The organism is Luteimonas sp. A649 (assembly GCF_054072735.1).
On the sequence record NZ_JBSVRQ010000001.1, the window covers coordinates 1,238,850 to 1,260,326 of the forward strand.

At 68.9% G+C, this 21,477-nt stretch carries 20 protein-coding genes; 15 read left to right on the plus strand and 5 right to left on the minus strand.

All coding sequences use genetic code 11. From position 1 onward, the window contains the following. The first annotated feature begins 13 nt into the window (after nucleotides 1–13). From ACW5E8_RS05810 to ACW5E8_RS05875, 14 genes are all read left to right on the plus strand, one after another. A complete protein-coding gene (locus ACW5E8_RS05810; protein ID WP_456964522.1) occupies nucleotides 14–2,341 on the plus strand; it encodes a nitric-oxide reductase large subunit in 2,328 nt (775 codons plus the stop codon). Between the two features lie 3 nt (nucleotides 2,342–2,344). Next, a complete protein-coding gene (locus tag ACW5E8_RS05815) occupies nucleotides 2,345–3,583 on the plus strand; it encodes an NnrS family protein (protein ID WP_456964523.1) in 1,239 nt (412 codons plus the stop codon). A 4-nt stretch (nucleotides 3,584–3,587) separates the two neighbouring features. Continuing rightward, nucleotides 3,588–3,995: a SirB2 family protein gene (locus ACW5E8_RS05820; protein WP_456964524.1), complete on the plus strand. Its 408-nt coding sequence runs from the start codon at nucleotides 3,588–3,590 to the stop codon at nucleotides 3,993–3,995. A 98-nt stretch (nucleotides 3,996–4,093) separates the two neighbouring features. Continuing rightward, nucleotides 4,094–4,549, plus strand: a complete 456-nt coding sequence (azu, locus tag ACW5E8_RS05825; protein ID WP_456964525.1) for an azurin — start codon at nucleotides 4,094–4,096, stop codon at nucleotides 4,547–4,549. A 246-nt stretch (nucleotides 4,550–4,795) separates the two neighbouring features. Beyond that, the gene (gene ccoN / locus ACW5E8_RS05830; protein ID WP_456964526.1) at nucleotides 4,796–6,298 is read left to right on the plus strand and encodes a cytochrome-c oxidase, cbb3-type subunit I; all 1,503 of its coding nucleotides are present in this window, start codon (nucleotides 4,796–4,798) and stop codon (nucleotides 6,296–6,298) included. A 1-nt stretch (nucleotide 6,299) separates the two neighbouring features. After that, nucleotides 6,300–6,974, plus strand: a complete 675-nt coding sequence (gene ccoO, locus ACW5E8_RS05835) for a cytochrome-c oxidase, cbb3-type subunit II (protein WP_456964527.1) — start codon at nucleotides 6,300–6,302, stop codon at nucleotides 6,972–6,974. Next, nucleotides 6,971–7,114, plus strand: coding sequence for a cbb3-type cytochrome oxidase subunit 3 (locus ACW5E8_RS05840; protein WP_456964528.1), 144 nt, complete (start codon nucleotides 6,971–6,973; stop codon nucleotides 7,112–7,114). Before ccoO ends, ACW5E8_RS05840 begins: the two co-directional genes overlap by 4 nt. Beyond that, nucleotides 7,111–8,046 carry a cytochrome-c oxidase, cbb3-type subunit III gene (gene ccoP / locus ACW5E8_RS05845; RefSeq protein WP_456964529.1) on the plus strand — a complete coding sequence of 312 codons (936 nt, stop codon included), beginning with the start codon at nucleotides 7,111–7,113 and terminating at the stop codon, nucleotides 8,044–8,046. The genes ACW5E8_RS05840 and ccoP overlap by 4 nt, the downstream gene beginning before the upstream one ends. A gap of 41 nt (nucleotides 8,047–8,087) precedes the next feature. After that, entirely contained in the window at nucleotides 8,088–8,342 is a 255-nt protein-coding gene (locus ACW5E8_RS05850; protein WP_456965252.1) for a hypothetical protein, read from the plus strand. Continuing rightward, entirely contained in the window at nucleotides 8,339–9,892 is a 1,554-nt protein-coding gene (locus ACW5E8_RS05855) for a 4Fe-4S dicluster domain-containing protein (RefSeq protein WP_456964530.1), read from the plus strand. Before ACW5E8_RS05850 ends, ACW5E8_RS05855 begins: the two co-directional genes overlap by 4 nt. Beyond that, nucleotides 9,892–10,395, plus strand: a complete 504-nt coding sequence (locus tag ACW5E8_RS05860; protein WP_456964531.1) for a FixH family protein — start codon at nucleotides 9,892–9,894, stop codon at nucleotides 10,393–10,395. Before ACW5E8_RS05855 ends, ACW5E8_RS05860 begins: the two co-directional genes overlap by 1 nt. A gap of 1 nt (nucleotide 10,396) precedes the next feature. After that, the gene (locus ACW5E8_RS05865) at nucleotides 10,397–12,814 is read left to right on the plus strand and encodes a heavy metal translocating P-type ATPase (protein ID WP_456964532.1); all 2,418 of its coding nucleotides are present in this window, start codon (nucleotides 10,397–10,399) and stop codon (nucleotides 12,812–12,814) included. Further along, entirely contained in the window at nucleotides 12,811–13,044 is a 234-nt protein-coding gene (gene ccoS / locus ACW5E8_RS05870; RefSeq protein ID WP_456964533.1) for a cbb3-type cytochrome oxidase assembly protein CcoS, read from the plus strand. Before ACW5E8_RS05865 ends, ccoS begins: the two co-directional genes overlap by 4 nt. Beyond that, the gene (locus ACW5E8_RS05875; protein WP_456964534.1) at nucleotides 13,034–13,756 is read left to right on the plus strand and encodes a sulfite exporter TauE/SafE family protein; all 723 of its coding nucleotides are present in this window, start codon (nucleotides 13,034–13,036) and stop codon (nucleotides 13,754–13,756) included. Before ccoS ends, ACW5E8_RS05875 begins: the two co-directional genes overlap by 11 nt. A 48-nt stretch (nucleotides 13,757–13,804) precedes the next feature. On the opposite strand, the gene ACW5E8_RS05880 is transcribed toward ACW5E8_RS05875, so the two are convergent. From ACW5E8_RS05880 to ald, 5 genes are all read right to left on the minus strand, one after another. Continuing rightward, the gene (locus tag ACW5E8_RS05880) at nucleotides 13,805–15,136 is read right to left on the minus strand and encodes a replication-associated recombination protein A (RefSeq protein WP_456965253.1); all 1,332 of its coding nucleotides are present in this window, start codon (nucleotides 15,134–15,136) and stop codon (nucleotides 13,805–13,807) included. Between the two features lie 81 nt (nucleotides 15,137–15,217). Beyond that, a complete protein-coding gene (locus ACW5E8_RS05885) occupies nucleotides 15,218–15,940 on the minus strand; it encodes a hypothetical protein (protein ID WP_456964535.1) in 723 nt (240 codons plus the stop codon). A 95-nt stretch (nucleotides 15,941–16,035) separates the two neighbouring features. Then, nucleotides 16,036–16,668: an outer membrane lipoprotein chaperone LolA gene (gene lolA, locus ACW5E8_RS05890; protein WP_456964536.1), complete on the minus strand. Its 633-nt coding sequence runs from the start codon at nucleotides 16,666–16,668 to the stop codon at nucleotides 16,036–16,038. Nucleotides 16,669–16,850: 182 nt separating this feature from the next. Further along, a complete protein-coding gene (locus tag ACW5E8_RS05895) occupies nucleotides 16,851–19,211 on the minus strand; it encodes a DNA translocase FtsK (protein ID WP_456964537.1) in 2,361 nt (786 codons plus the stop codon). A gap of 56 nt (nucleotides 19,212–19,267) precedes the next feature. Continuing rightward, nucleotides 19,268–20,338 (minus strand): alanine dehydrogenase, encoded by a 1,071-nt coding sequence (gene ald, locus ACW5E8_RS05900; protein ID WP_456964538.1) that lies wholly within the window; start codon nucleotides 20,336–20,338, stop codon nucleotides 19,268–19,270. A 176-nt stretch (nucleotides 20,339–20,514) separates the two neighbouring features. Between ald and trxB the strand changes: the two genes are divergently transcribed. Further along, the gene (trxB, locus tag ACW5E8_RS05905) at nucleotides 20,515–21,468 is read left to right on the plus strand and encodes a thioredoxin-disulfide reductase (protein ID WP_456964539.1); all 954 of its coding nucleotides are present in this window, start codon (nucleotides 20,515–20,517) and stop codon (nucleotides 21,466–21,468) included. Nucleotides 21,469–21,477: the final 9 nt, after the last annotated feature.

Sequence of the window (21,477 nt, forward strand, 5' to 3'; positions counted from 1 at the left end):
AAACGAGTGCGTCATGAGCAACTATCGCAAGCTCTGGATCGGCCTGGCCGTCCTCCTCGTCTCATCGTTCTCCGTCCTGCTCTGGGCAGGCGGCGAGATCTTCCGCGCAGCGCCACCGGTCCCCGAGCAGGTGGTCTCGGAAGACGGCAGCGTCATCTACACCCGTGCCGACATCGAACGCGGCCGCCAGGTCTGGCAGTCGATCGGCGGCATGCAACTGGGCTCGATCTGGGGACACGGCGGCTACGTGGCTCCCGACTGGAGCGCCGACTGGTTGCACCGCGAAGCGGTGGCCGTGCTCGACGGCTGGGCCAGCGAAGGCGGCACCGCGGCTGCCTGGGCGGACCTGCCGGCGGCCGAGCGCGCCAACCTGCAGGGTCGCCTGCAGGAAATGATGCGCCGGAACACCTACGACCCGGCCACCGGCACCGTCACCCTGGACGCCGACCGGGCCGCCGCGATTTCCCGGGTCGCCGCGCACTACGTGAGCCTGTTCGGCAACGACCCGGCCACGGCGGAGCTGCGCGAAGCCTACGCAATGAAGAACGACACCATCCACGATGCCGAGTACCGGCAGGCGATGACGGCGTTCTTCTGGTGGACGGCCTGGGCGGCGACCACCGAGCGTCCGCTCGAAAGCGGCGACAACATGGTGTCCGACAGGACCGGCGTCGTGCCCAAGCAGGTCACCTACACCAACAACTGGCCGTCCGAGCCGCTGGTCGGCAACACGCCCGCCGCACCGCTGTGGGTCTGGTCGGCGTTCAGCGTGCTGTTCCTGATCCTGGGCATCGCGCTCCTCGGCTGGCACCACGCGGTCACCCACGACAAGGAAGAGCGCGGCCACGCCATTCCGGCGAGCGATCCCTTCGCCGCGGTGCGCATCACTCCATCGATGCGGGCAGTGGCCAAGTACTTCTGGCTGGTGCTGGGCCTGTTCCTGGTGCAGATCCTGCTGGGCGCGATCACCGCGCACTACCAGGTGGAGGGCCAGGACGCCTACGGTTTCGCGCTGTCCGAGGTCCTGCCCTACTCGCTGTCGCGCACCTGGCACACGCAGCTGTCGGTGCTGTGGATCGCGGTGGCATGGCTCGGCACCGGGCTGTACATCGCGCCGCTGCTGTCGGGACACGAGCCGAAGTTCCAGCGCTTCGGAGTGAACTTCCTGTTCTTCTCGCTGATCATCATCGTGGTGGGCTCGTTCGCCGGGCAGTGGTTCGCGGTGATGCAGAAGCTCGGCCTTGAACACAACTTCTGGTTCGGCCACCAGGGCTGGGAATACGCCGACATGGGCCGCTTCTGGCAGTGGTACCTGTTCGTCGGACTGCTGCTGTGGGTGGCGCTGGTCGGGCGCGGGCTGTGGCCGGTACTGAGGAACCGAGACAACGAAACTCGGCACATCGTCGGCCTGCTGTTCATGGCCACTGCCGCGATCGGCCTGTTCTTCGCGTCGGCGCTGATGTGGGGTGAGCACACGCACATCTCCGAGGTCGAGTACTGGCGCTGGTGGCTGGTGCACCTGTGGGTCGAAGGCTTCTTCGAAGTATTCGCGACCGCGGTGATGGCGCTGATCTTCACCAAGCTCGGCCTGTTGAAGACGTCCACGGCCACGGTCGCGGTACTGTTCGCCACGATCATCTTCATGGCCGGCGGCGTGCTGGGCACCCTGCACCACCTGTACTTCGTCGGCACGCCGACGGCGGTGGTCGCCCTGGGCGCCAGCTTCTCCGCGCTTGAAGTAGTGCCGCTGGCCTATATCGGCTTCGAGGGCTACCAGACCTGGAAATACGGCAAGGCGACGCCTTGGATGGCCCGCTACCGCTGGCCGGTGATGTTCTTCATCGCGGTGTCGTTCTGGAACCTGGTGGGCGCAGGCCTGTTCGGCTTCCTCATCAACCCGCCGCTGTCGCTGTACTACATGCAGGGCCTGAACCTGACGCCGCTCCACGGCCACACCGCCTTGTTTGGTGTGTATGGCATGCTCGGCATCGCCCTGATGCTGTTCTGCCTACGCGGCCTGCGCGGGCAGATGGTCTGGGATACGGGAGCGCTGAAGGTGTCGTTCTGGTGCCTCAACATCGGCCTCGCCCTCATGGCCCTGCTCACACTGCTGCCGCTGGGCACGATGCAGCTGCTGGCGGCGATCGAGCATGGCTATGCCTACGCACGTTCGGCCGAGTTCATGCAGCAGCCGATCGTCGACCTGCTGGTATGGATGCGGGTGCCGGGCGACACGATCTTCAGCATCGGTGCCTTCGCGCTGACCTGGTTCGTGCTGCGGCTGTGGATCGCTCCGCGTCGCGAGCCGGTGCCGGGCGCGGAAGGCCGGGAACAGGCCTGAGGCATGGCGGGCAACGACACCCGGCACGGCGGCGCTTCGGCGCCGTTCGTGCAGCTCGCAGCGGCGCCGCACAGGCTGATGTTCTTCGTCGGCGCCGGCAACGTGCTGCTGGCGATGGCGTGGTGGACGGCCTGGCTGGTCGCCGCGCGTTGGCCCGGGCTGCTGCAGATGCCGCAACCCGATCCCTATGCCGGCTGGCTGCATGCGCTCGTCATGCAGTACCAGATGCTGCCGAGCTTCATCTTCGGCTTCCTGCTGACCACCTTCCCGAAGTGGATGGGCCTGCCGGACGCGGCGCGATGGCACTACGTGCCGGTGGGCATCGGCATGTTCGGCGGACAGGTGGCGACCCTGATGGGTGCGCTGGGTGCGCCTGCCGGCATCGAGGTCGGCGTCGCGATGACGCTCGCGGGCTGGACCGCGGGCCTGTGCTTCCTCGGCGACCTGGTGCTGCGCGACCGCAACCGCACATGGCATGCGCGCTCCTGTTTCGCCGCGCTGGCGCTGGGCTGGCTGGGCTTGGCCGCGTTCGGGGGCGCCCTGCTGACCGGGAGCCCGCAGTGGATCTTCGCCAGCATCAAGATCGGCACCTTCGGACTGCTGCTGCCGGTCTACCTCACGGTGGCGCACCGCATGTTCCCGTTCTTCGCCGCCAACGTGGTCCCGGGCTATGTGGCATGGCGTCCGATGTGGCTGCTGGCCACGGCCTGGGCGCTCTGCCTGCTTCATCTGGGACTGGAGCTGGCGCACGCCTACGCCTGGCTGTGGCTGGCCGACCTGCCGCTGCTGGCGCTGTCTCTGCTGGCGCTCGGGCGCTGGTGGCCGCGTGGGCCCAAGCCCGGAATCCTTGCAGTGCTGTTCCTGGGGCTGGCCTGGCTGCCGGTGACCTTCGCGCTCTACGCCGTGCAAAGCCTGGTCTACCTCGCCGGCGACGGATTCATCCTTGGCCGGGCGCCTGCGCACGCGCTGTTCGTGGGCTTCTTCGGCAGCGTGCTGGTGGCCATGGTGACGCGGGTCACCCATGGCCATTCGGGTCGGAAGATCGAGATGACTGGCGTGGCCTGGTTCGCCTTCGCTGCGATCCAGGTGGTGGCCGTGGCGCGCATCCTGGCGGATGTCTCGACGGATGCCGGCGCCTGGTGGGCGGTGGCGGCGCTGGGCTGGCTGCTGGCACTGGCCCCCTGGGTTGCGAGGATCGGCGGGATCTACCTGTCGCCGCGCAAGGATGGGCGCCCGGGGTGAGCCGATGATCGAGTTCTACCCCCAGATCAAATGGGTGCACGTGGCCACGGTACTGGCCAGCGGGCTGCTGTTCGCGCTGCGCGGGCTGCTGGTGCAGGCGGGACGGCCGCGCTTGGCGACGGCGGCGCCGGTGCGCTACCTGAGCTACGCCATCGACACCACGCTGCTGACCGCGGCGCTGATGCTGCTCACCATCCTTCCCGGGGCGATGTTCGCCAACGGCTGGCTGACGGCCAAGCTCGCGCTGCTCGTGGTCTACGTGGTGCTGGGCACGTTCGCGCTCAAGCGCGGGCGGACGCCGCGCGTGCGCGTGGCCTGCTATTTCGCGGCGCTGGCGGTGTTCGGCTTCATGTACACGATTGCCAGGACGCACCACCCGGGCGGGCTGGCATGGCTGCTGACTGCCGCTTGACCCATGTCATGGCCGCGGGCACCCCGCGGCCGGATAATGCACCCATGCACCGGACCACTGCGCCGGCGCACGCAATCAAACCCCCAAGGAGATGCACCATGAAGCGTTTCATCATCGCCACACTCGGCCTCGGACTGCTCGCCTTCGGCGGCGCCGCGGCGGCGTCCAACTGCACGATCAAGCTCAACGGCGACGACCGCATGCAGTTCGACCAGAAGGAGGTCACGGTGTCGGCGTCCTGCAAGACGATCAACATCGAGCTCGCGCACACCGGCCAGCTGCCGGTGGTGGCGATGGGACACAACGTTGTGGTTTCCGCAACGGCCGACGTGTCCGCGGTCAACGCGGCCGGCGCCAAGGCGGGTGCGGCCGCGGGTTACCTGCCCGAGAATGACGCCAAGGTGCTGGGCGCCACCGACATGATCGGCGGCGGTGCAAGCACCAAGGCATCGTTCCCGGGCAGCAAGCTCACTGCCGGCGGCGACTACACCTTCTTCTGTTCCTTCCCCGGCCACGCCGCGCTGATGAAGGGCAAACTGGTCGTCATTCCGTAATAAAAAGCAAGGGTCGCGGCCGGGTGCCGCGGACCTGCATGCCCCAAGGGGCGCGCCCTGGCGCGCCCCTTTCGCATGGCGGCGGCCTATAATGTGCGGATGCAACATCCGCCGGCAGCGTGCTGCCGGCCCGTGCCCGGCAGCACGCTGCCGGCGGGTGGATCCGACGTCCACATTGATCACGATCAATCCCGGGCCGCGCGCCGCGCCGCAGAATACATACCAAGCAACCAAGGTCTCCCGCCCATGTCATCGACCCCCGCCACCGCTTCGGCCCTGGCCGCCAGCGGCCAAGACGCAGCCAGGTCCGGCTACTACAACGACAAGGTGGTACGCCAGTTCACGATCGCGACCGTGGTCTGGGGCATCGTCGGCATGGCCGTCGGCGTGTTCATCGCCGCACAGCTCTACTGGCCGACCATCGCCGAAGGCATCCCGTGGCTGAGCTACGGCCGCCTGCGTCCGCTGCACACCAACGGCGTGATCTTCGCCTTCGGGGTCTGCGCGCTGTTCGCCACCAGCCTGCACGTGGTCCAACGCACCTGCCATGTCCGCCTCATCTCCGACAGGCTGGCGTCATTCGTATTCTGGGGCTGGCAGGCAGTGCTTGTGGCGGCGGTCATCACGCTTCCGATGGGCATGAGCCAGAGCAAGGAGTACGCCGAACTCGAATGGCCGATCGACTGGCTGATCGCCGTGGTCTGGATCGCGTATGCGGTGCTGTTCTTCGGCACGATCGCCAAGCGACGCGTGCAGCACATCTATGTCGCGAACTGGTTCTTCGGCGCGTACATCATCACCATCGCCCTGCTGCACATCGTCAACAACATCGCGATCCCCTCTGGCTGGACCAAGTCCTACCCGGTCTACAGCGGCGCGGTCGATGCGATGGTGCAGTGGTGGTACGGCCACAACGCGGTCGGCTTCCTGCTGACCACCGGCTTCCTCGGCATGATGTATTACTTCGTGCCCAAGCAGGCCGGGCGCCCGATCTATTCCTATCGCCTGTCGATCGTCCACTTCTGGGCGCTGATCGCGGTCTACATGTGGGCCGGCCCGCACCACCTGCACTACACCGCCCTGCCCGACTGGGTGCAGTCGGTGGGGATGGTGTTCTCGCTGATCCTGCTGGCGCCCAGCTGGGGCGGCGCGATCAACGGAATCATGACCCTGTCGGGTGTCTGGTACAAACTGCGCACCGACCCGATCCTGAAGTTCCTGATCGTCGCGCTGTCGTTCTACATGATCGCCACCTTCGAGGGGCCGATGATGTCGATCAAGACGGTCAACTCGCTGTCGCACTACACCGACTGGACCGTCGGCCACGTGCACGCCGGCGCCCTGGGCTGGGTGGCCATGATCACCATCGGCTCGATCTATTCGCTGATGCCGCGCGTGCTCGGCCTCAAGGAGATGTATTCGATCAAGTGGATCGACGCGCACTTCTGGCTGCACACCATCGGCGTGGTGTTCTACATCGTCGCGATGTGGATCGCTGGCGTGATGCAGGGCCTGATGTGGCGCGCGACCAACGCCGACGGCACGCTGACCTACAGCTTCGTCGAGTCCCTCAACGCCACCTATCCCTACTACCTCGTGCGCTTCGGCGGCGGCCTGCTGATCCTTGTCGGCATGCTCCTGATGGCGGTCAACACCTGGAAGACATTCCAGATGGCCAGGAATCCGGCCCCGCAGCCGCTGCTGCCGCCCGACCCGTCCGACGCCCGCGTTCCAGTCCAGGCAGCCTGACATGAGCGAACAGAACAAGATTCCCCCGCCGCCCAACGCGCACGAGAAGATCGAGAAGAACGTCGGCCTGCTGATCGGCCTGGTGGCGATTGCCGTGTCCTTCGGCGGGCTGGCCGAGATCGTGCCCCTGATGTACCAGGCCGAGGCGATCGAGCCCCTGCCCGGCGTCGAGCCCTATCCGGCGCTCGAGCTCGCAGGCCGCGACATCTACGTGCGCGAGGGCTGCGCCAACTGCCACACGCAGATGATCCGTACCCTGCGCTTCGAATCCGAGCGCTACGGCCATTACTCGCTGGCCGGCGAGTCGGTCTACGATCGCCCGCACCTGTGGGGCTCCAAGCGCACCGGGCCGGACCTGGCCCGCGTCGGCGGCCGCTACTCCGACGACTGGCATCGCGTGCACCTGATCGACCCGCGTGCAGTCGTGCCGGAATCGAACATGCCGTCCTTCCCGTGGCTCGCGGACACGCCGGTCGACGGCCGGGCGGTCAGCCGCAACATGCGGCAGCTGCAGCGGCTTGGCGATCCCTACTCCGACGAAGAGATCGCCGATGCCGCCGGGATCGTTGCCGGCAGGACCGAGCTCGACGCGGTGGTCGCCTACCTGCAGGGCCTGGGCCTGCACGCGCCGACGGCCGGCGCCGCCGCCACGGCATCCACGGAGGCCGCGCAATGATGGGCGGGATCATCACCGTGGCCCTGCTGTTGCTGTTCGTCGGCGGCTGGATCTGGATCTGGCGGCCCATGCACCAGGCCGAGTTCGACGCAGCCGCGCAGCTGCCCCTTGAGGACGATTCCGAGGAGCCCCGGGAATGACCACCGGTTGGAGCATCTATGTCATCGTGCTGGTGGTGCTGAACATCGCCGGCCTCTGGGCCCTGCTGGCGTGGACCGCCCGGCGCCGCCCGGGCGATCCCAAGCCCGACGACACCAGCCACGTCTGGGACGGCGACATCACCGAGTACAACAAGCCGCTGCCGCGCTGGTGGATCATCGGCTTCTACCTGACCATGGTGTACGCCGTCGGCTACCTGATCTGGTATCCGGGCCTGGGCAACTTCAAGGGCATCAGCGGCTGGACCTCGGCCGGCGAACACGACGCCGACAAGGCCCGCCAGGACGCCGTCCTCGCCGAGACCTTCCGTCCCTATGACGGCCAGCCGATCTCCGCGCTTGCGGGCGATCCGCGTGCGGTCGAGCTCGGGCACGCGATCTTCGCCAACACCTGCGCGACCTGCCACGGATCCTCCGCGCAGGGCGCGGTCGGCTACCCCAACCTGACCGACGACATCTGGCACTGGGGCAGCTCCGAGGAGCGCATCCTCGAAAGCATCCTCGACGGCCGCCAGGGCGTGATGCCGGAATGGGGCACGGTCCTCACCGGCATGGGCGGCAACAACGCCGTGCTCTCCGTCGCCACCTACGTGCGCGCGCTGGCCGGTGAAGTGCCGGAGAACGACTTCTTCGCCGCCCAGGGCAAGGGCCTGTACGAAGGCGTCTGCGTGGCCTGCCACGGCATCGACGGCGCGGGCAACCAGGACCTCGGCGCGCCCGACCTGACCGACGATTACACCATGTACGGCAACTCCGTCGAGTCGATCATGGAGACCATCAACAAGGGCCGCCACGGCGTCATGCCGGCGCACCGCGACCTGCTTGGCGAGACCCGGTCCCGGCTGGTGGCGTCCTATGTTTGGTCGCTGTCCCGCGGTGAGGGCGACCAGGCGCAGAGCGCGGACACCCAGTGAGCCACGTCCCGGGCCCCGGCTTCGACCACCCGCCGCGCCCCATGGCGCAGCGGGTCGGTGCCATCCTGTGGCCCAGCTTCTTCGCCGCCGGCGTCGCGACGATGGTGTTCTCGGCCTTCGTCGACCCGCTGATGCTGCGCGACATCACCTTCCCGGACGTCGAGATCAGCCGCAGCCTCGGCTATTCGATCGCCTTCTTCATGTTCTGGGTCGCCACGGCGGCCTCGAGCCTTTTCACATGGATCCTGCTGCGCCCGGCAAGCCGGTACAACAAGGCGCTTCCCCCCGACAGATGAACCGTCGTATTCCCCTGGAGCTCGCCGAGGACACCGGCGGCTCGATGTACGTCAGCGAGCGCAAGGTCTATCCGCGCGAAGTCTCCGGACGCCTGAACACCTTGCGCGTGGCCGCCGTGTTCTGGCTGCTGGGCATGTTCTATGTCTTTCCGTGGCTGCGCTGGGACGACCGCCAGGCGGTGCTGTTCGACCTGCCGGCGCGCAAGTTCCACGTCTTCAGCCTGACCTTCTGGCCTCAGGACTTCCTGTTCCTGGCGCTGCTGCTGATCATCGCCGCGCTGGCGCTGTTCTTCTTCACCGCGCTGGCCGGGCGCCTGTTCTGCGGTTATGCCTGCCCGCAGACGGTGTGGACGGAAGTGTTTCTGTGGATGGAGCGCTGGACCGAGGGCGAGCGCAACAAGCGCATCAAGCTCGACGCCGGCCCCTGGACCCGCGAGAAGGTCCTGCGCAAGGGTGCCAAGCACACGCTGTGGCTGGTGTTCGCACTCTGGACCGGCTTCACCTTCGTCGGCTTCTTCACGCCCATCGGCGACCTGGCCGCGCGCCTGCCGCGCCTGGAATGGGGCGGCTGGGAAGTGTTCTGGGTGGTGTTCTACGCACTGGCCACCTGGGGCAACGCCGGCTTCCTGCGCGAGCAGGTGTGCAAGTACATGTGTCCCTACGCGCGCTTCCAGAGCGCGATGTTCGACCGCAATACCCTGATCATCGCCTACGACCCGATGCGCGGCGAGCCGCGCGGGCCACGCAAGCGCGGCCTGGGCAGCGTTGTCCAGCGTGCGCGCGGCCTGCTCGACCAGATCACCGCCTACGACTACGTGTTCCGCGCGGCACTGCACCCGACCGCGGCCGACAACCGCGTGCAGGCCGCGGGCACGATCACGCTTGGCGGCATCGGCGAGGTGGCCGAGCCGCTGCCGAAGTTCGCCACCGACGAGCTCGGCGACTGCATCGACTGCACCCTGTGCGTGCAGGTCTGCCCGACCGGCATCGATATCCGCAACGGCCTGCAGTACGAGTGCATCGCCTGCGGCGCGTGCATCGACGCCTGTGACGACGTGATGGACAAGATGGGCTTCGAGCGCGGGCTGATCCGTTACAGCACCCAGAACGCGATCGACAGCAAGCCCACCCGCGTCATGCGTCCTCGCGTGCTGGTCTACGGCGCCCTGCTGCTGGCGCTGAGCGTGGCCTGGGTGGCGGGCGTGCAGATGCGCAGCCCGCTGATCGTCGAGGTGCTGCGCGATCGCAACGCGCTCTACCGCGTGGTCGCCGATGGCCAAGTGGAAAACGACTACACCATCAAGGTGGTCAACAAGAGCGACGGCGCCAGCACCTATCGCATCGCCATCGAAGGCGGCGCGGCCGGCATCGAGCTGCGCGGCACGGGCCTCGACGCCGTACGCGCGGATGCCCAGCAGGTGATCAGCGTGCCCGTGATCATCGCCGCCCCCGACTCCCTCAAGGGCCGCCACTCCCTGACCTTCCGCGTCGAGACCATCGACGGCGAGGCCAGCGAGACGGTCGACAGCAGCTTCTTCGGACCCATGTGATGACAGACGAGAAAAAGCGCCCCTTCTGGCGCGAACCCATGATGTGGCTGGTGATCGCGCTGCCGCTGGCGTCCGTGATTGCCGGGGTGAGCCTGCTCAGCCTTGCGCTCCGCGATTCGAGCGATTCAGTGGGCGACGTGGTCCAGCGCACCGCGCAGATCCAGGTCTCCGACCTGAGCCCCGACGCCCGGGCGCGCGAACTGGGCCTGAGCGCGATCATCCGCATCGACGAAGGCTATGTCGAAGTGCTTCCCGTGACCGGCGAGTTCAGGCGCGACCAGCCGCTGCGGGTGGTGCTGCGCCATCCCATCGCGGCCGCCTCCGACGTCGAGCTGCGCGCCGAACCCAGCGACAACGGCTGGCGCGCCGAGGCCACAGTGGGTCAGGACAACGACTGGAACGTCGAGCTGATGCCCGAGGGCACGCCCTGGCGCTTGAAGGGCCGCCTGCCCAGGAATCTGCGCGCGGCGCACCTGCCGGTGTCCTCCGGCGAGCAGGAGTGAGGTGAACGCGGGCGCGGTCGTCACGGCCACCGCCGTGCGCGACGCGCAGGGCGTGGGCGAAGGCTGCTTTCACTGCAGTGACGCCCTGCCCCCGGACCCGGCCAGCGCGCGCATCGACGGCGAACAGCGCCGCTTCTGCTGTGACGGCTGCGCCGCCGCCGCGCAGTGGATCCGCGACGCCAACCTCGTCGACTACTACCGCCTGCGCACCGAGCGGGGCGGCCGCGCCGCCACCGACCTCGACGCCCAGCTCGCCGCCTTCGACCGCGACGACGTCCAGGCCGGGCATGTGCGCGACGTCGATGGCGGCCGCGAGATCACGGTGCTGACCGACGGCATGCGCTGCGCGGCCTGCGCCTGGCTGGTCGACCGCGCGGTGGCCCGCGAACCCGGCGTACTCGAAGTCGTCGCCAATGCCGTGACCGGCCGCATCCGCATCGCGTGGGATCCGGCGCGCACCGCGCTCTCCGCCCCTCTGCGGCGCCTGGCCGGCCTGGGCTACGTGCCCTATCTCGCCTCGGGAACCGCGCGCGAGCGCGAGCGCCGCGCGCAGCGCAACCGCGACCTCGTGCGCATCGGCATCGCGGGCCTGGTCTCGATCCAGGCGATGATGTTCGCCGAGGCGCTGTATCTCGACATCTACCAGCAGATGCCGATCGCCACGCGCGATTTCTTCCGCTGGATCACCCTGCTGGTATCGACGCCGGTGGTGTTCTGGTGCGGCTGGCCGTTCATCGCCGGCATGCTGCGCGAGCTGCGCAACCGCCAGCTGGGCATGGACACGCTGATCGCCAGCTCCACCCTGCTGGCCTACTTCGCCAGCGTGTTCGAAACCCTCCGCGGCGGCACCCATGTCTGGTACGACGCCGCGGTGATGTTCGTCTTCCTGCTGCTGGGCGCGCGCATGCTCGAGCAGCGGGCGCGGCGCATCGCCGTGGCCCAGGTCGACACGCTGGCGCGGGCGCGGCCCGAGCTTGCGACGCGCGAGCTGGCCGACGGCAGCCGCGAGGTCGTGCCGACCGCGGCCCTGGTCGCTGGCGACATCGCCTGCATCGCCGCCGGCGACACCGTGCCCGCCGACGGCATCCTGCTCGAGGCCAGCGCACGCTTCGAGGAAGCGCTGCTGACCGGCGAAGCGCATCCGGTGCTGCATGTTCCCGGCGACACCATCTTCGCCGGCACCGTCTGCCGCGAAGCGCCGGCGCGGATTCGCGTCGAGCAGGTTGGCCCCGGCACCCGCCTGTCGGAGCTGGAATCCCTGGTCGAGCGCGCGCAGTCGCACCGCCCCCGCGCGGCTCAGCTGGCGGACGCCTTCTCCAGCCGCTTCGTGGCCGGCATCCTGCTGACCGCGGTCGTGGTCTATCTCGGCTGGCGGGTGTACGACCCGTCGCGCGCGCTCGAGGTCGCCATCGCCCTGCTGGTGATCAGCTGCCCCTGCGCGCTGTCGCTGGCGGTGCCCACGGCGCTCACGGTCGCCAACGGGGCGCTGGCGAAGCTCGGGGTGTTGTCGACCAACCCGGACGCGCTGGGGTCGCTGGCGGCGGCCACCGACATCGTATTCGACAAGACCGGCACCCTTGGCAGCGGACAGCCCACGCTCGCGCGCGTGGAGGCCTTCAGCGGCCTCGATATCGAAGACGCGCTGGGCATCGCCGCGGCGCTGGAACGCGACAGCCTGCATCCGATCGCGCGTGCGTTCACAGGGCAGGACGCCGGCCTGGCCGTCGAGGCGGTGGAGGAGCACCCGGGGCTCGGCATCGCCGGCACGGTCGAGGGTCGCGCCTGGCGGATGGGCCGCGCCGACTTCGCGGCCGGTCGCGCCGATGACGGTGCGCTGTGGCTGGGCGATGGCTGCGAGGCGGTCGCGCGCTTCGTGCTGGAAGAACCGCCGCGCGCCGATGCCGCCGCGGCCGTGACCGCGCTGCGCGAGCTGGGCATCGAGGTGCACCTGTCCAGCGGTGACGCCGCGGCACCGGTGAACGCGTTCGCCGACCAGCTCGGCATCGACCGTGCAGCATCGCGCCAGTCTCCCGAGGACAAGCTGCGCGGCGTGCGCGCCCTCCAGGCCGGGGGCAGGACAGTGGCGATGGTCGGCGACGGCCTCAACGACGCCCCTGTGCTGGCCGGGGCCGACGTGTCAATCGCGATCGGCAGCGGGGCCGCCCTCGCCCACCGCGCAGCGAGCCTGGTGCTGACGGGGCCGTCGCTGCTGCGCGTTCCCGCCGCCATCGGCCTGGCGCGGCGCACGCGTGCCATCGTGCGGCAGAACCTGGCCTGGGCGCTGGGCTACAACGTGGTGGCCATTCCGCTGGCCGCCGCCGGCCTGGTAACGCCCTGGGTGGCGGCCTTGGGCATGGCGCTGTCATCGCTCATCGTCACCGTCAATGCGCTGCGCCTGGCGCGGAGTCCGGCCGCATGACCATCCTGCTGTTCCTCATCCCCATGAGCCTGGTGCTGCTGCTGCTGGCGGTCTGGGCGTTCCGCTGGGCGGTGCGCAAGGGACAGTTCGAGAACCTGGACGCCGCGGCGATCGACATCCTGCGCGATGACGCCGCGGATCTCCCGCCCACCGCCGCTCCGCCAGCCGCATCGGTGCCAACGGACGAGTCGGCAAGGCGACCGCGGGGCGACCGGACCCATGCCGACTGACTGGCTCGCAATCGGCGCGGCGCTGCTGGCCGGCCTGATGGGCGGCGTGCACTGCGCAGCGATGTGCGGCGGCATCGCCACCGGCTTCTCGGCGATGGGCGGACACCGCGGCTGGTGGCCGGCGCTGCAGCCCAACCTCGGGCGCGTGGGTGGCTACGTGCTGGCCGGCGCGGTCGCCGGCGGCATCGGCGGCGGCATCCTCGCCGCGGCGCGCAGCCCCTGGCTCGCTTTCGGCGCGCGCATGCTGGTGGGCGCAGTGCTGGTGCTGGTGGCGCTGCGGCTGCTCGACCGCTCCGGCCGCCTGTCCTTCCTCGGCCGCCCCGGTGCCGCGCTCTGGCAGCACCTGCGCGTGCTGCAGCGGCCCTTGTTGCCTGCCAACACCGCCGCCAAGCGGCTCGCGCTCGGCGTGCTCTGGGGCTGGATGCCCTGCGGCCTCAGCACCACGCTGCTCGCGGCCGCCTGGCTGCAGGCCGATGCCCGCAACGGCGCGCTGACGATGGCCGCCTTCGGCCTCGGCACCTTGCCGCTGATGGTGTCGCTGACCTGGTCGGGCGCGCGCCTGGGGCAGTGGCTTCAACGCGGACCCTGGCGCATGGCCATTGGCGGGCTCGTGCTCGCGGCGGGCGTGCTGACCCTTGCCGCGCCGTGGTTGATGCATATCCCCGCGCTTGCCGGACCGTTGGCGGCACTGGGCTGCCTGCCGCCGCCCTGAGCAGCATGCTTCACCGCACGTCGCACCCGGGCGTGCAGGTGCCGGGCGCTACCCGCCGCCCTTGCGCGCCGCCCGCAGCCGCTCCAGTTTCTCGCGCAGCTTGATCTCCAGACCACGCTCCACCGGGCGGTAGTAGACGCGTTCGCCCATCGCGTCGGGGAAGCCGGTCTGGCCCAGCGCCACGCCGCCCTTCGCGTCGTGGTCGTACTGGTAGCCCGCGCCGTGGCCGAGCTGCTTCATCAGCTTCGTGGGCGCGTTGCGCAGGTGCATGGGCACCTCGGCGCTGCCATATTCGGATACGTCGCGCTTCGCCTCGCCCATCGCCACGTAGGCGGCGTTCGACTTTGCGGTGCTGGCCAGGTAGATCGCAAGCTGGCCCAGCGCGAGGTCGCCCTCCGGACTGCCCAGGCGGTCGTAGGCATCCCAGGCCTCAAGGGCCATGGTGAGCGCGCGCGGATCGGCCAGGCCGATGTCTTCCACCGCCATGCGCGTCAGCCGGCGCGCCAGGTAGCTCGCATCCGCGCCACCGTCGAGCATCCGCGCCAGCCAGTACAGCGCCGCGTCGGGGTTCGAACTGCGCACGGATTTGTGCAGCGCGGAGATCTGGTCGTAGAACTGGTCGCCGCCCTTGTCGAAGCGTCGGCTGCGGTCGGCCAGCACCTGGGCCAGGGTTTCGTCGGTGATGGTGCCGCCCTCGCCCACCAGCTCCACCGCGATCTCGAGCAGGGTCAGCGCGCGGCGCACATCGCCGTCGGCGGCGCTGGCGATGAGCCGCAGCTGTTCGTCGCCGATGGCGATGCCGCGCCCGCCGAGGCCGCGCGCATCGTCGTCGAGCGCACGCTGCATGGCGATGCCGATGTCTTCGGGCGAGACCGCTTCCATCACGTGCACGCGGCAGCGCGACAGCAGCGCCGAGTTCAGTTCGAACGAGGGGTTCTCGGTGGTGGCGCCGACGAAGATGATCGTGCCGCGTTCGATATGCGGCAGGAACGCGTCCTGCTGCACCTTGTTGAAGCGATGCACCTCGTCGACGAACAGCACCGTCCGGTGGCCGCCCGCGAACGTGTGCTCGGCCTCCGCAAGCACCTTGCGGACATCGGGCAGCCCGGTGAGCACCGCCGAGATCGCCCGGTACTCGGCGTCGGAGTACTCGGCCAGCAGCAGCGCCAGCGTGGTCTTGCCGCAGCCCGGCGGCCCCCACAGCACCATCGAGTGCACGCGGCCGGATTCGACGGCGCGACGCAGCGCGGAGCCGGGTGCCAGCAGGCGGCGCTGGCCGACCATCTCGTCGAGCGTGCGCGGACGCATGCGCTCGGCCAGCGGGCGCAGCGCCAGCGCGTCGGTGGCAGGGGGAAGGAGGCCGGGCGTGCCGGCATCCATTGCGTGCTTGCGGGACACGTCGCATCCAAGAGGGAAATGCAGGAGGCAACGATACCAAGGTCGCCGCCGCGGCGATCGAAGTCAGCGGATGGCGGCGGCGAAATCCGGGTTGGCGACGATGTTCGGGCCGAGCGCGTGGTCGACGCTCAGCCAGGCAGAGGCGTGCAGATCGTAGAGGGCGTCGATGCGCGCCGTCGTGCTGCCGCCGGGGCCGAAGTCGGCCAGGCCATGGGCTTCGATGCGGACGAAACGCTGGCCCGACTGCATGCTCGAGATGTCATCCAGCTGCAGGAACACGCGCCCCGCGCCCGGATACGCCTCGAGCTCGGCCCCCACGCGCGCCTCGAGTTCGGCCATCAGGCCGGCGTCGTTGGGGACGAAGTGTTCGCCATCACCCGCGCCATCACCCCCCAGCATGATCTCGGGGTAGCCCGCCGTTGCGAACACGGGGTCGTAGCGGGTGCGGTAGCGGAAGGCGAGCCAGTCATCGCTGCCGGCATCGCCGGTTAAACGCAGCTGGCCGGCGCCATGCACGACGTGGTCGCGGGGGCCGATGATCTCGACATCGGCCTCGCCGAGCCTCAGCTCCAGCACGGCCTCGCCGAATTCACCGCCCAGCGTGGGGACCAGCACCGCGGCGACCGCCGCCTGCACCTGCTCGTCGGCCGGCAACCATGTGGAGTCGGGTTCGGGCGAAGCTGCGGTGGTGGCCGCATCGTCCCAGGCCTGCGCGAATGCCCACGGCGCCGCCGAGGCCAGCAACACGGCCAGGCACAGGATCTTGGCGCGGCGGAGTGCCGGCATGGAACGTTTCCCTGATGCGGGGTACGTCCGGGGTAACGCGTAAACGGCGACCGCGGGGACACCGCGGCCGCCTGACGGCTCGAGCCCTGCGAACCTCAGCCCTCGCCGACCACGTCGACGCCGGCGGGCGGCACGAACTGGAACGTGCCGCGATCAAAGGCCGGGTTCCGCTTCCAGTCGCTGAATACGACGTTCGTGCGCTGGCCCAAGGTATCGACGACCTCCATCCGCACCAGCGCACTGCCCTTGAATCCAAGGCGGGCGCTGCTGAAGCTGGCCTGGTCGGACTGGCGCGGCGACAGCAGCAGCCACGAAAGGCCATCGGCTTCGCCGCCCTCGCGCACGTTGAAGTCGCGCTCGAGCTTCGCGGGGTCGATCAGCGCCGCGAGCGGGCTGTTCTGCTCTTCCACGCCCTGCGGGCGCACGGTCACCTGCTCCAGGTCGGGATCGAACACCCAGACCTTTTCGCCGTCGGCGACGATCAGCTGTTCGTAGGGCGTGGCGTACTCCCAGCGGAACATGCGCGGTGCCGACAGCGCCACGCGGCCGGTGGAGGTTTCCTTCAGGCGGCCGTCCAGGTCGTAGAGCTTCTGTTCGAAGCGACCGTCGAGCCCTTTCAGGCCGCTGCTGAAAGCGGCGAGGTGGTCGCGTGCGCCGGCGGCGAACGCGGTGCCGGCAATCATCGAAAGTGCGGCCAGCGCGGCCAGCCAGTAGCGCTTGCGGATCATCGGTGGGTCTCCTCGGAATGCGTCGCGAGTGTGCGGCCTGGCGGCTGAATGCGGGATCACGCGAAGTGCGGGTTTATCGCCGCTATAGCGGCTTCCCACAAAGGCGGGGGGTGCGAGCGACTCGGGTGTGTGGGAGCGGCTATAGCCGCGATCGCCGCCATGGCGGCTCCCACAGGGGGGGGCTACTGCGGCGGCGGCGGCGCCAGCACGCTGCGGTCGCCGTTGTGCTCCGGCGGAGTCACCACGCCCGCGGCCTCCATGGCCTCGACCAGGCGCGCGGCGCGGTTGTAGCCGATCTTCAGGCGGCGCTGCACGCCGGAAATCGACGCGCGGCGGGTCTCGGTCACGACGCGGACCGCCTCGTCGTACAGCGGGTCGCTCTCGTCGCCGCTGCTGCTGGATTCCGGCAGGCCGGTGGCACCGACCACCACGCCGTCGCCCATGGTCTGCACTTCCTCGAGCACGCCCTCGATGTAGTCCGGGCCGCCGCCCGACTGCTTGAGGTTTTCGACCACGCGGTGCACTTCCTCGTCGGAAACGAAGGCACCGTGCACGCGCTCGGGCATCGCCGTGCCCGGCGGCAGGTAGAGCATGTCGCCATGGCCCAGCAGCGTCTCGGCGCCTGACTGGTCGAGGATGGTGCGCGAGTCGATCTTGCTCGACACCTGGAACGCGATGCGCGTGGGGATGTTGGCCTTGATCAGGCCGGTGATCACGTCCACCGACGGCCGCTGCGTAGCCAGGATCAGATGGATGCCGGCGGCGCGCGACTTTTGCGCCAGGCGGGCGATCAGCTCCTCCACCTTCTTGCCGACGATCATCATCATGTCGGCGAATTCGTCGATGAAGATGACGATGAACGGCAGCGGCTCGAGCGGCTGTGGCACTTCGTTCAATTCCGGATTCGGCTTGAACAGCGGGTCGAGCAGCGGCTGCCCGCTGTCCTGCGCGTCCTTCACCTTCTTGTTGAAGCCGGCGAGGTTGCGCACGCCCACCGCGCTCATCAGCTTGTAGCGGCGCTCCATCTCCGCCACGCACCAGCGCAGGCCGTTGGCGGCCTCCTTCATGTCGGTGACCACCGGCGCAAGCAGGTGCGGGATGCCCTGGTAGACGCTGAGCTCCAGCATCTTCGGGTCGATCATCAGCATGCGCACGTCCTTGGCGGACGCCTTGTACAGCAGGCTCAGCACCATGGCGTTGACCGCCACCGACTTGCCCGAGCCGGTGGTCCCGGCCACCAGCAGGTGCGGCATGCGCGCGAGGTCGGCGACCGTCGGCCGGCCGGCGATATCCTTGCCCAGCGCAAGGGTCAGCGGGCTGGGGGACTTGTCGTACTCCTTCGACCGCAGCAGCTCGCTGAGGTAGATCATCTCGCGGTGCGTGTTCGGCGTTTCCAGTCCGACCACCGACTTGCCCGGGATCACGTCGACCACGCGCACCGACTTCACCGACAGCCCGCGCGCGATGTCCTTGTCCAGCGAACTGATCTGGCTGACCTTGATGCCGGGTGCCGGCTCGATCTCGAAGCGGGTGATCACGGGGCCCGGATAGGCGCCGACCACCTGGGCATCGATGCGGAAGTCCTTGAGCTTGAACTCGATCTGCCGGGACAGTGTTTCGAGCGTGTCCTCGTCGTAGCCCTTGGGCTGCGGCTTGGGATCGTCGAGCAGCGCCAGCGGCGGGATGCCGGTGCCGTCGCCGACGTTGAACAGTGGGATCTGCTGCTCGCGCTTGGCGCGTTCGCTCTTCTCCACCACCGGGGCCGACGGCGGCTCGATGCGCACCGGTGCACGCGTCTTGCGCAGCTCGCTGTCGATCTTGCGCACCTCGGTGCGCTCCTCGCGCTTGGCGCGGGCTTCCTGCCACTCGCTGGCCTGCTTGCTGCCGCGGCGGAAGAACTCGGGCAGCCGCAGCACCCACCGGCCGATCGTGTCCATGACGCCGAACCAGGACAGCCCGGTGGCAAGCGTCACCGACACCAGCAGCAGCGCCAGCAGGAACAGGTTGCCACCGATGCCGCCGAAGCCGGCGTACAGCGAATTGCCCACCAGCCGCCCGAGGATGCCGCCGCCGCCTTCCGGCAGCCCTTCCACGGCGCTGAACCGGAGGAACAGCAGGCCCGTGGCGGAGATGATGAAGCCGACGATGCCGACCAGGCGCAGCGCCGGACCCAGGTCGGCCTGGCCGTCGCCATCGGTGTCCATGCCGAACAGCGCGATCCAGGCCACCGCCCCCAGGATCAGCGGCAGCACGAAGGCGACGTAACCGAACAGGCCCAGCAGCATGCCGGCCGTCCAGGCGCCGACCTTGCCGCCAGCGTTGTGCAGCGGTGCGGTCAGGTTGCCGGAGTTGCTCCAGCCCGGATCCTGGGACGAATACGTCACCAGGCACACCAGCAGGTAGACCAGCAGCGGCGCGATCGCGATCAGTGCGATGTCGCGCAGCAGTTTCTGCCGCCTGGGATTGGGGGCCGAGACAGCCGCGCGCGGCGCTGCTTTGCGCTGGCGCCGGGTGCCGCGTTCGGATGCCGGGCGTGCTGCCACGTGTGATCAGACCTTAAGAAGTTCCCGCAATGGGATGATTCTAAACATATTGCGCGTCAAACAGCCATGCCAAGCAGTGCCGGATGCACCAGCTTGCCATCGGCGACGTTGATGCCGCGGGCCAGCGCCGGATCGGCCTGCCAGTCGCCCCCGGCCGCAAGCCTGTTCGCCCAGGGCAGGATCGCCGCGCAGATGGCCTGCGACGAAGTCTGCGGCACGGCGCCCGGCATGTTGGTCACGCAGAAGTGGGTCGCGCCCTCCTCCACGTAGGTCGGATCCTTCCAGGTAGTCGGACGCGAGGTTTCGAAGCAGCCGCCCTGGTCGATGGCGATGTCCACCAGTACGCTGCCGGGCTCCATCGCCTTGAGCATGTCGCGGGTCAGCACCTTGGGTGCCTTGGCACCGGTCACCAGCACCGCACCGATCACGAGGTCGGCCGCGGCCACCTCGCGCACGACAACGTCGTGGTACGGGTACAACGCAGTGACGTTGTCGCCCAGGCGCATCATCTCGTCCATGCGGTCGGTGCGCATCTCGAACACGGTGACGTTGGCGCCGCCGGCCGCGGCCAGCGCGGCGGATGCACCGCCGGCCTTGCCTGCGCCGAACACCACCACCTTGCCGCGCTCGGTCGAAGGCAGCCCGCCAAGCAGCTTGCCCTTGCCGCCTTCGGGCTGGTGCAGCAGGTGCGTGCCGACCTGCACCGCGATGCGGCCGGCGATGATCGACATCGGCGCCAGCAGCGGCAGGTCGCCGTTGGGCAGCTCGACGGTCTCGAAGGCGATGGCGGTCAGGCCGATGTCGAGCAGGCTGCGCGTCAGCGCAGGCTCGGCGGCCAGGTGCAGGTAGCAGAACAGCAGATGGTCGCGGCGCAGGTGCTGCAGGTCGCCGGCGATCGGCTCCTTGACCTTGACGATCAGTTCGCCCTTTCCGTAAAGCGCGGCGGCGTCGGGGGCGATGTTCACGCCCAGGGCCGCGTAGTCGGCGTCGGTGAATCCGGACTTCAGCCCGGCGTCCGCTTCCAGCCACACCTCATGGCCGTGCTTCACCAGGTCGCCGGCGGCTGCGGGCACGAGGGCAACGCGCCCTTCGAGGGTCTTGGTTTCCCTGGCAACACCGATGCGCATCCGTCGAGTCCTCTTCAGGTCCTGCACAAAAAACGCCGCATGTGCGGCGAGTCATCGTATTGCCAACGGGAACCCTGCGTTGCGGCCGAAGACACTCCCCGCGCCTTGTCATGCCGCGCCGGCGCCGCCAAGCTATGGGCTTCCCAACGCCGTGATTCCATGGCCCGCGAGTATACATGAGCACTTCCAAGCACTGCCGCCTGCTGATCCTCGGTTCCGGTCCCGCCGGCTGGACCGCCGCCGTCTACGCCGCACGCGCCAATCTCAAGCCGGTGGTCGTCACCGGGCTGCAGATGGGCGGCCAGCTGATGACCACGACCGAGGTCGACAACTGGCCCGGTGATGCCCATGGCCTCATGGGCCCGGACCTGATGAACCGCATGCAGGCGCATGCCGAGCGCTTCGAGACCGAGACGATCTTCGACCACATCCACAGCGCCGACCTGTCGCAGCGCCCGTTCCGCCTGAAGGGCGACAACGGCGACTACACCGCCGACGCCCTGGTCATCGCGACCGGCGCCACCGCGAAGTACCTGGGGCTGCCTTCGGAGGAAGCGTTCAAGGGCCGCGGCGTGTCCGCCTGCGCCACCTGCGACGGCTTCTTCTACAAGGACCAGGACGTGGCCGTGGTCGGTGGCGGCAACACCGCCGTCGAAGAGGCGCTGTACCTGTCCAACATCGCCCGCAAGGTCTACCTCGTGCACCGCCGCGACACCCTGCGCGCCGAGAAGATCATGCAGGACAAGCTGCAGGCGAAGATCGACGCCGGCAAGATCGTGCCGGTGTGGCACCACGTCGTCGACGAGGTGCTGGGCAACGAGGCCGGCGTCACCGGGCTGCGCCTGAAGTCGGTGCAGGACGACAGCACCCGCGAGATCGAGGTGCACGGCTTTTTCGTCGCCATCGGCCACACGCCCAACACCTCGCTGTTCGAAGGCCAGTTGGCGATGAACAACGGCTACCTCGAGATCCGCTCCGGGCTGTCGGGTGGGGCGACGGAAACCTCGGTCCAGGGCGTGTTCGCCGCCGGCGACGTCGCCGACCAGCACTATCGCCAGGCGATCACCTCGGCCGGCTTCGGCTGCATGGCCGCGCTCGATGCCGAGCGCTTCCTCGACAAGGATGCCTGAGCCGCGTCG

Bases quoted from the DNA above. Each gene is read 5' to 3' on its own strand.
- trxB (WP_456964539.1), top strand. From the start codon at position 20,515: ATGAGCACTTCCAAGCACTGCCGCCTGCTGATCCTCGGTTCCGGTCCC.
- ACW5E8_RS05875 (WP_456964534.1), top strand. From the start codon at position 13,034: ATGCCGACTGACTGGCTCGCAATCGGCGCGGCGCTGCTGGCCGGCCTG.
- ACW5E8_RS05840 (WP_456964528.1), top strand. From the start codon at position 6,971: ATGATGGGCGGGATCATCACCGTGGCCCTGCTGTTGCTGTTCGTCGGC.
- ACW5E8_RS05850 (WP_456965252.1), top strand. From the start codon at position 8,088: ATGGCGCAGCGGGTCGGTGCCATCCTGTGGCCCAGCTTCTTCGCCGCC.
- ccoN (WP_456964526.1), top strand. From the start codon at position 4,796: ATGTCATCGACCCCCGCCACCGCTTCGGCCCTGGCCGCCAGCGGCCAA.
- ccoO (WP_456964527.1), top strand. From the start codon at position 6,300: ATGAGCGAACAGAACAAGATTCCCCCGCCGCCCAACGCGCACGAGAAG.
- ACW5E8_RS05820 (WP_456964524.1), top strand. From the start codon at position 3,588: ATGATCGAGTTCTACCCCCAGATCAAATGGGTGCACGTGGCCACGGTA.
- ACW5E8_RS05880 (WP_456965253.1), bottom strand. From the start codon at position 15,136: ATGGATGCCGGCACGCCCGGCCTCCTTCCCCCTGCCACCGACGCGCTG.
- ACW5E8_RS05810 (WP_456964522.1), top strand. From the start codon at position 14: ATGAGCAACTATCGCAAGCTCTGGATCGGCCTGGCCGTCCTCCTCGTC.
- ccoS (WP_456964533.1), top strand. From the start codon at position 12,811: ATGACCATCCTGCTGTTCCTCATCCCCATGAGCCTGGTGCTGCTGCTG.
- ald (WP_456964538.1), bottom strand. From the start codon at position 20,338: ATGCGCATCGGTGTTGCCAGGGAAACCAAGACCCTCGAAGGGCGCGTT.
- ACW5E8_RS05855 (WP_456964530.1), top strand. From the start codon at position 8,339: ATGAACCGTCGTATTCCCCTGGAGCTCGCCGAGGACACCGGCGGCTCG.
- lolA (WP_456964536.1), bottom strand. From the start codon at position 16,668: ATGATCCGCAAGCGCTACTGGCTGGCCGCGCTGGCCGCACTTTCGATG.
- ACW5E8_RS05885 (WP_456964535.1), bottom strand. From the start codon at position 15,940: ATGCCGGCACTCCGCCGCGCCAAGATCCTGTGCCTGGCCGTGTTGCTG.
- ACW5E8_RS05815 (WP_456964523.1), top strand. From the start codon at position 2,345: ATGGCGGGCAACGACACCCGGCACGGCGGCGCTTCGGCGCCGTTCGTG.
- ACW5E8_RS05860 (WP_456964531.1), top strand. From the start codon at position 9,892: ATGACAGACGAGAAAAAGCGCCCCTTCTGGCGCGAACCCATGATGTGG.
- azu (WP_456964525.1), top strand. From the start codon at position 4,094: ATGAAGCGTTTCATCATCGCCACACTCGGCCTCGGACTGCTCGCCTTC.
- ccoP (WP_456964529.1), top strand. From the start codon at position 7,111: ATGACCACCGGTTGGAGCATCTATGTCATCGTGCTGGTGGTGCTGAAC.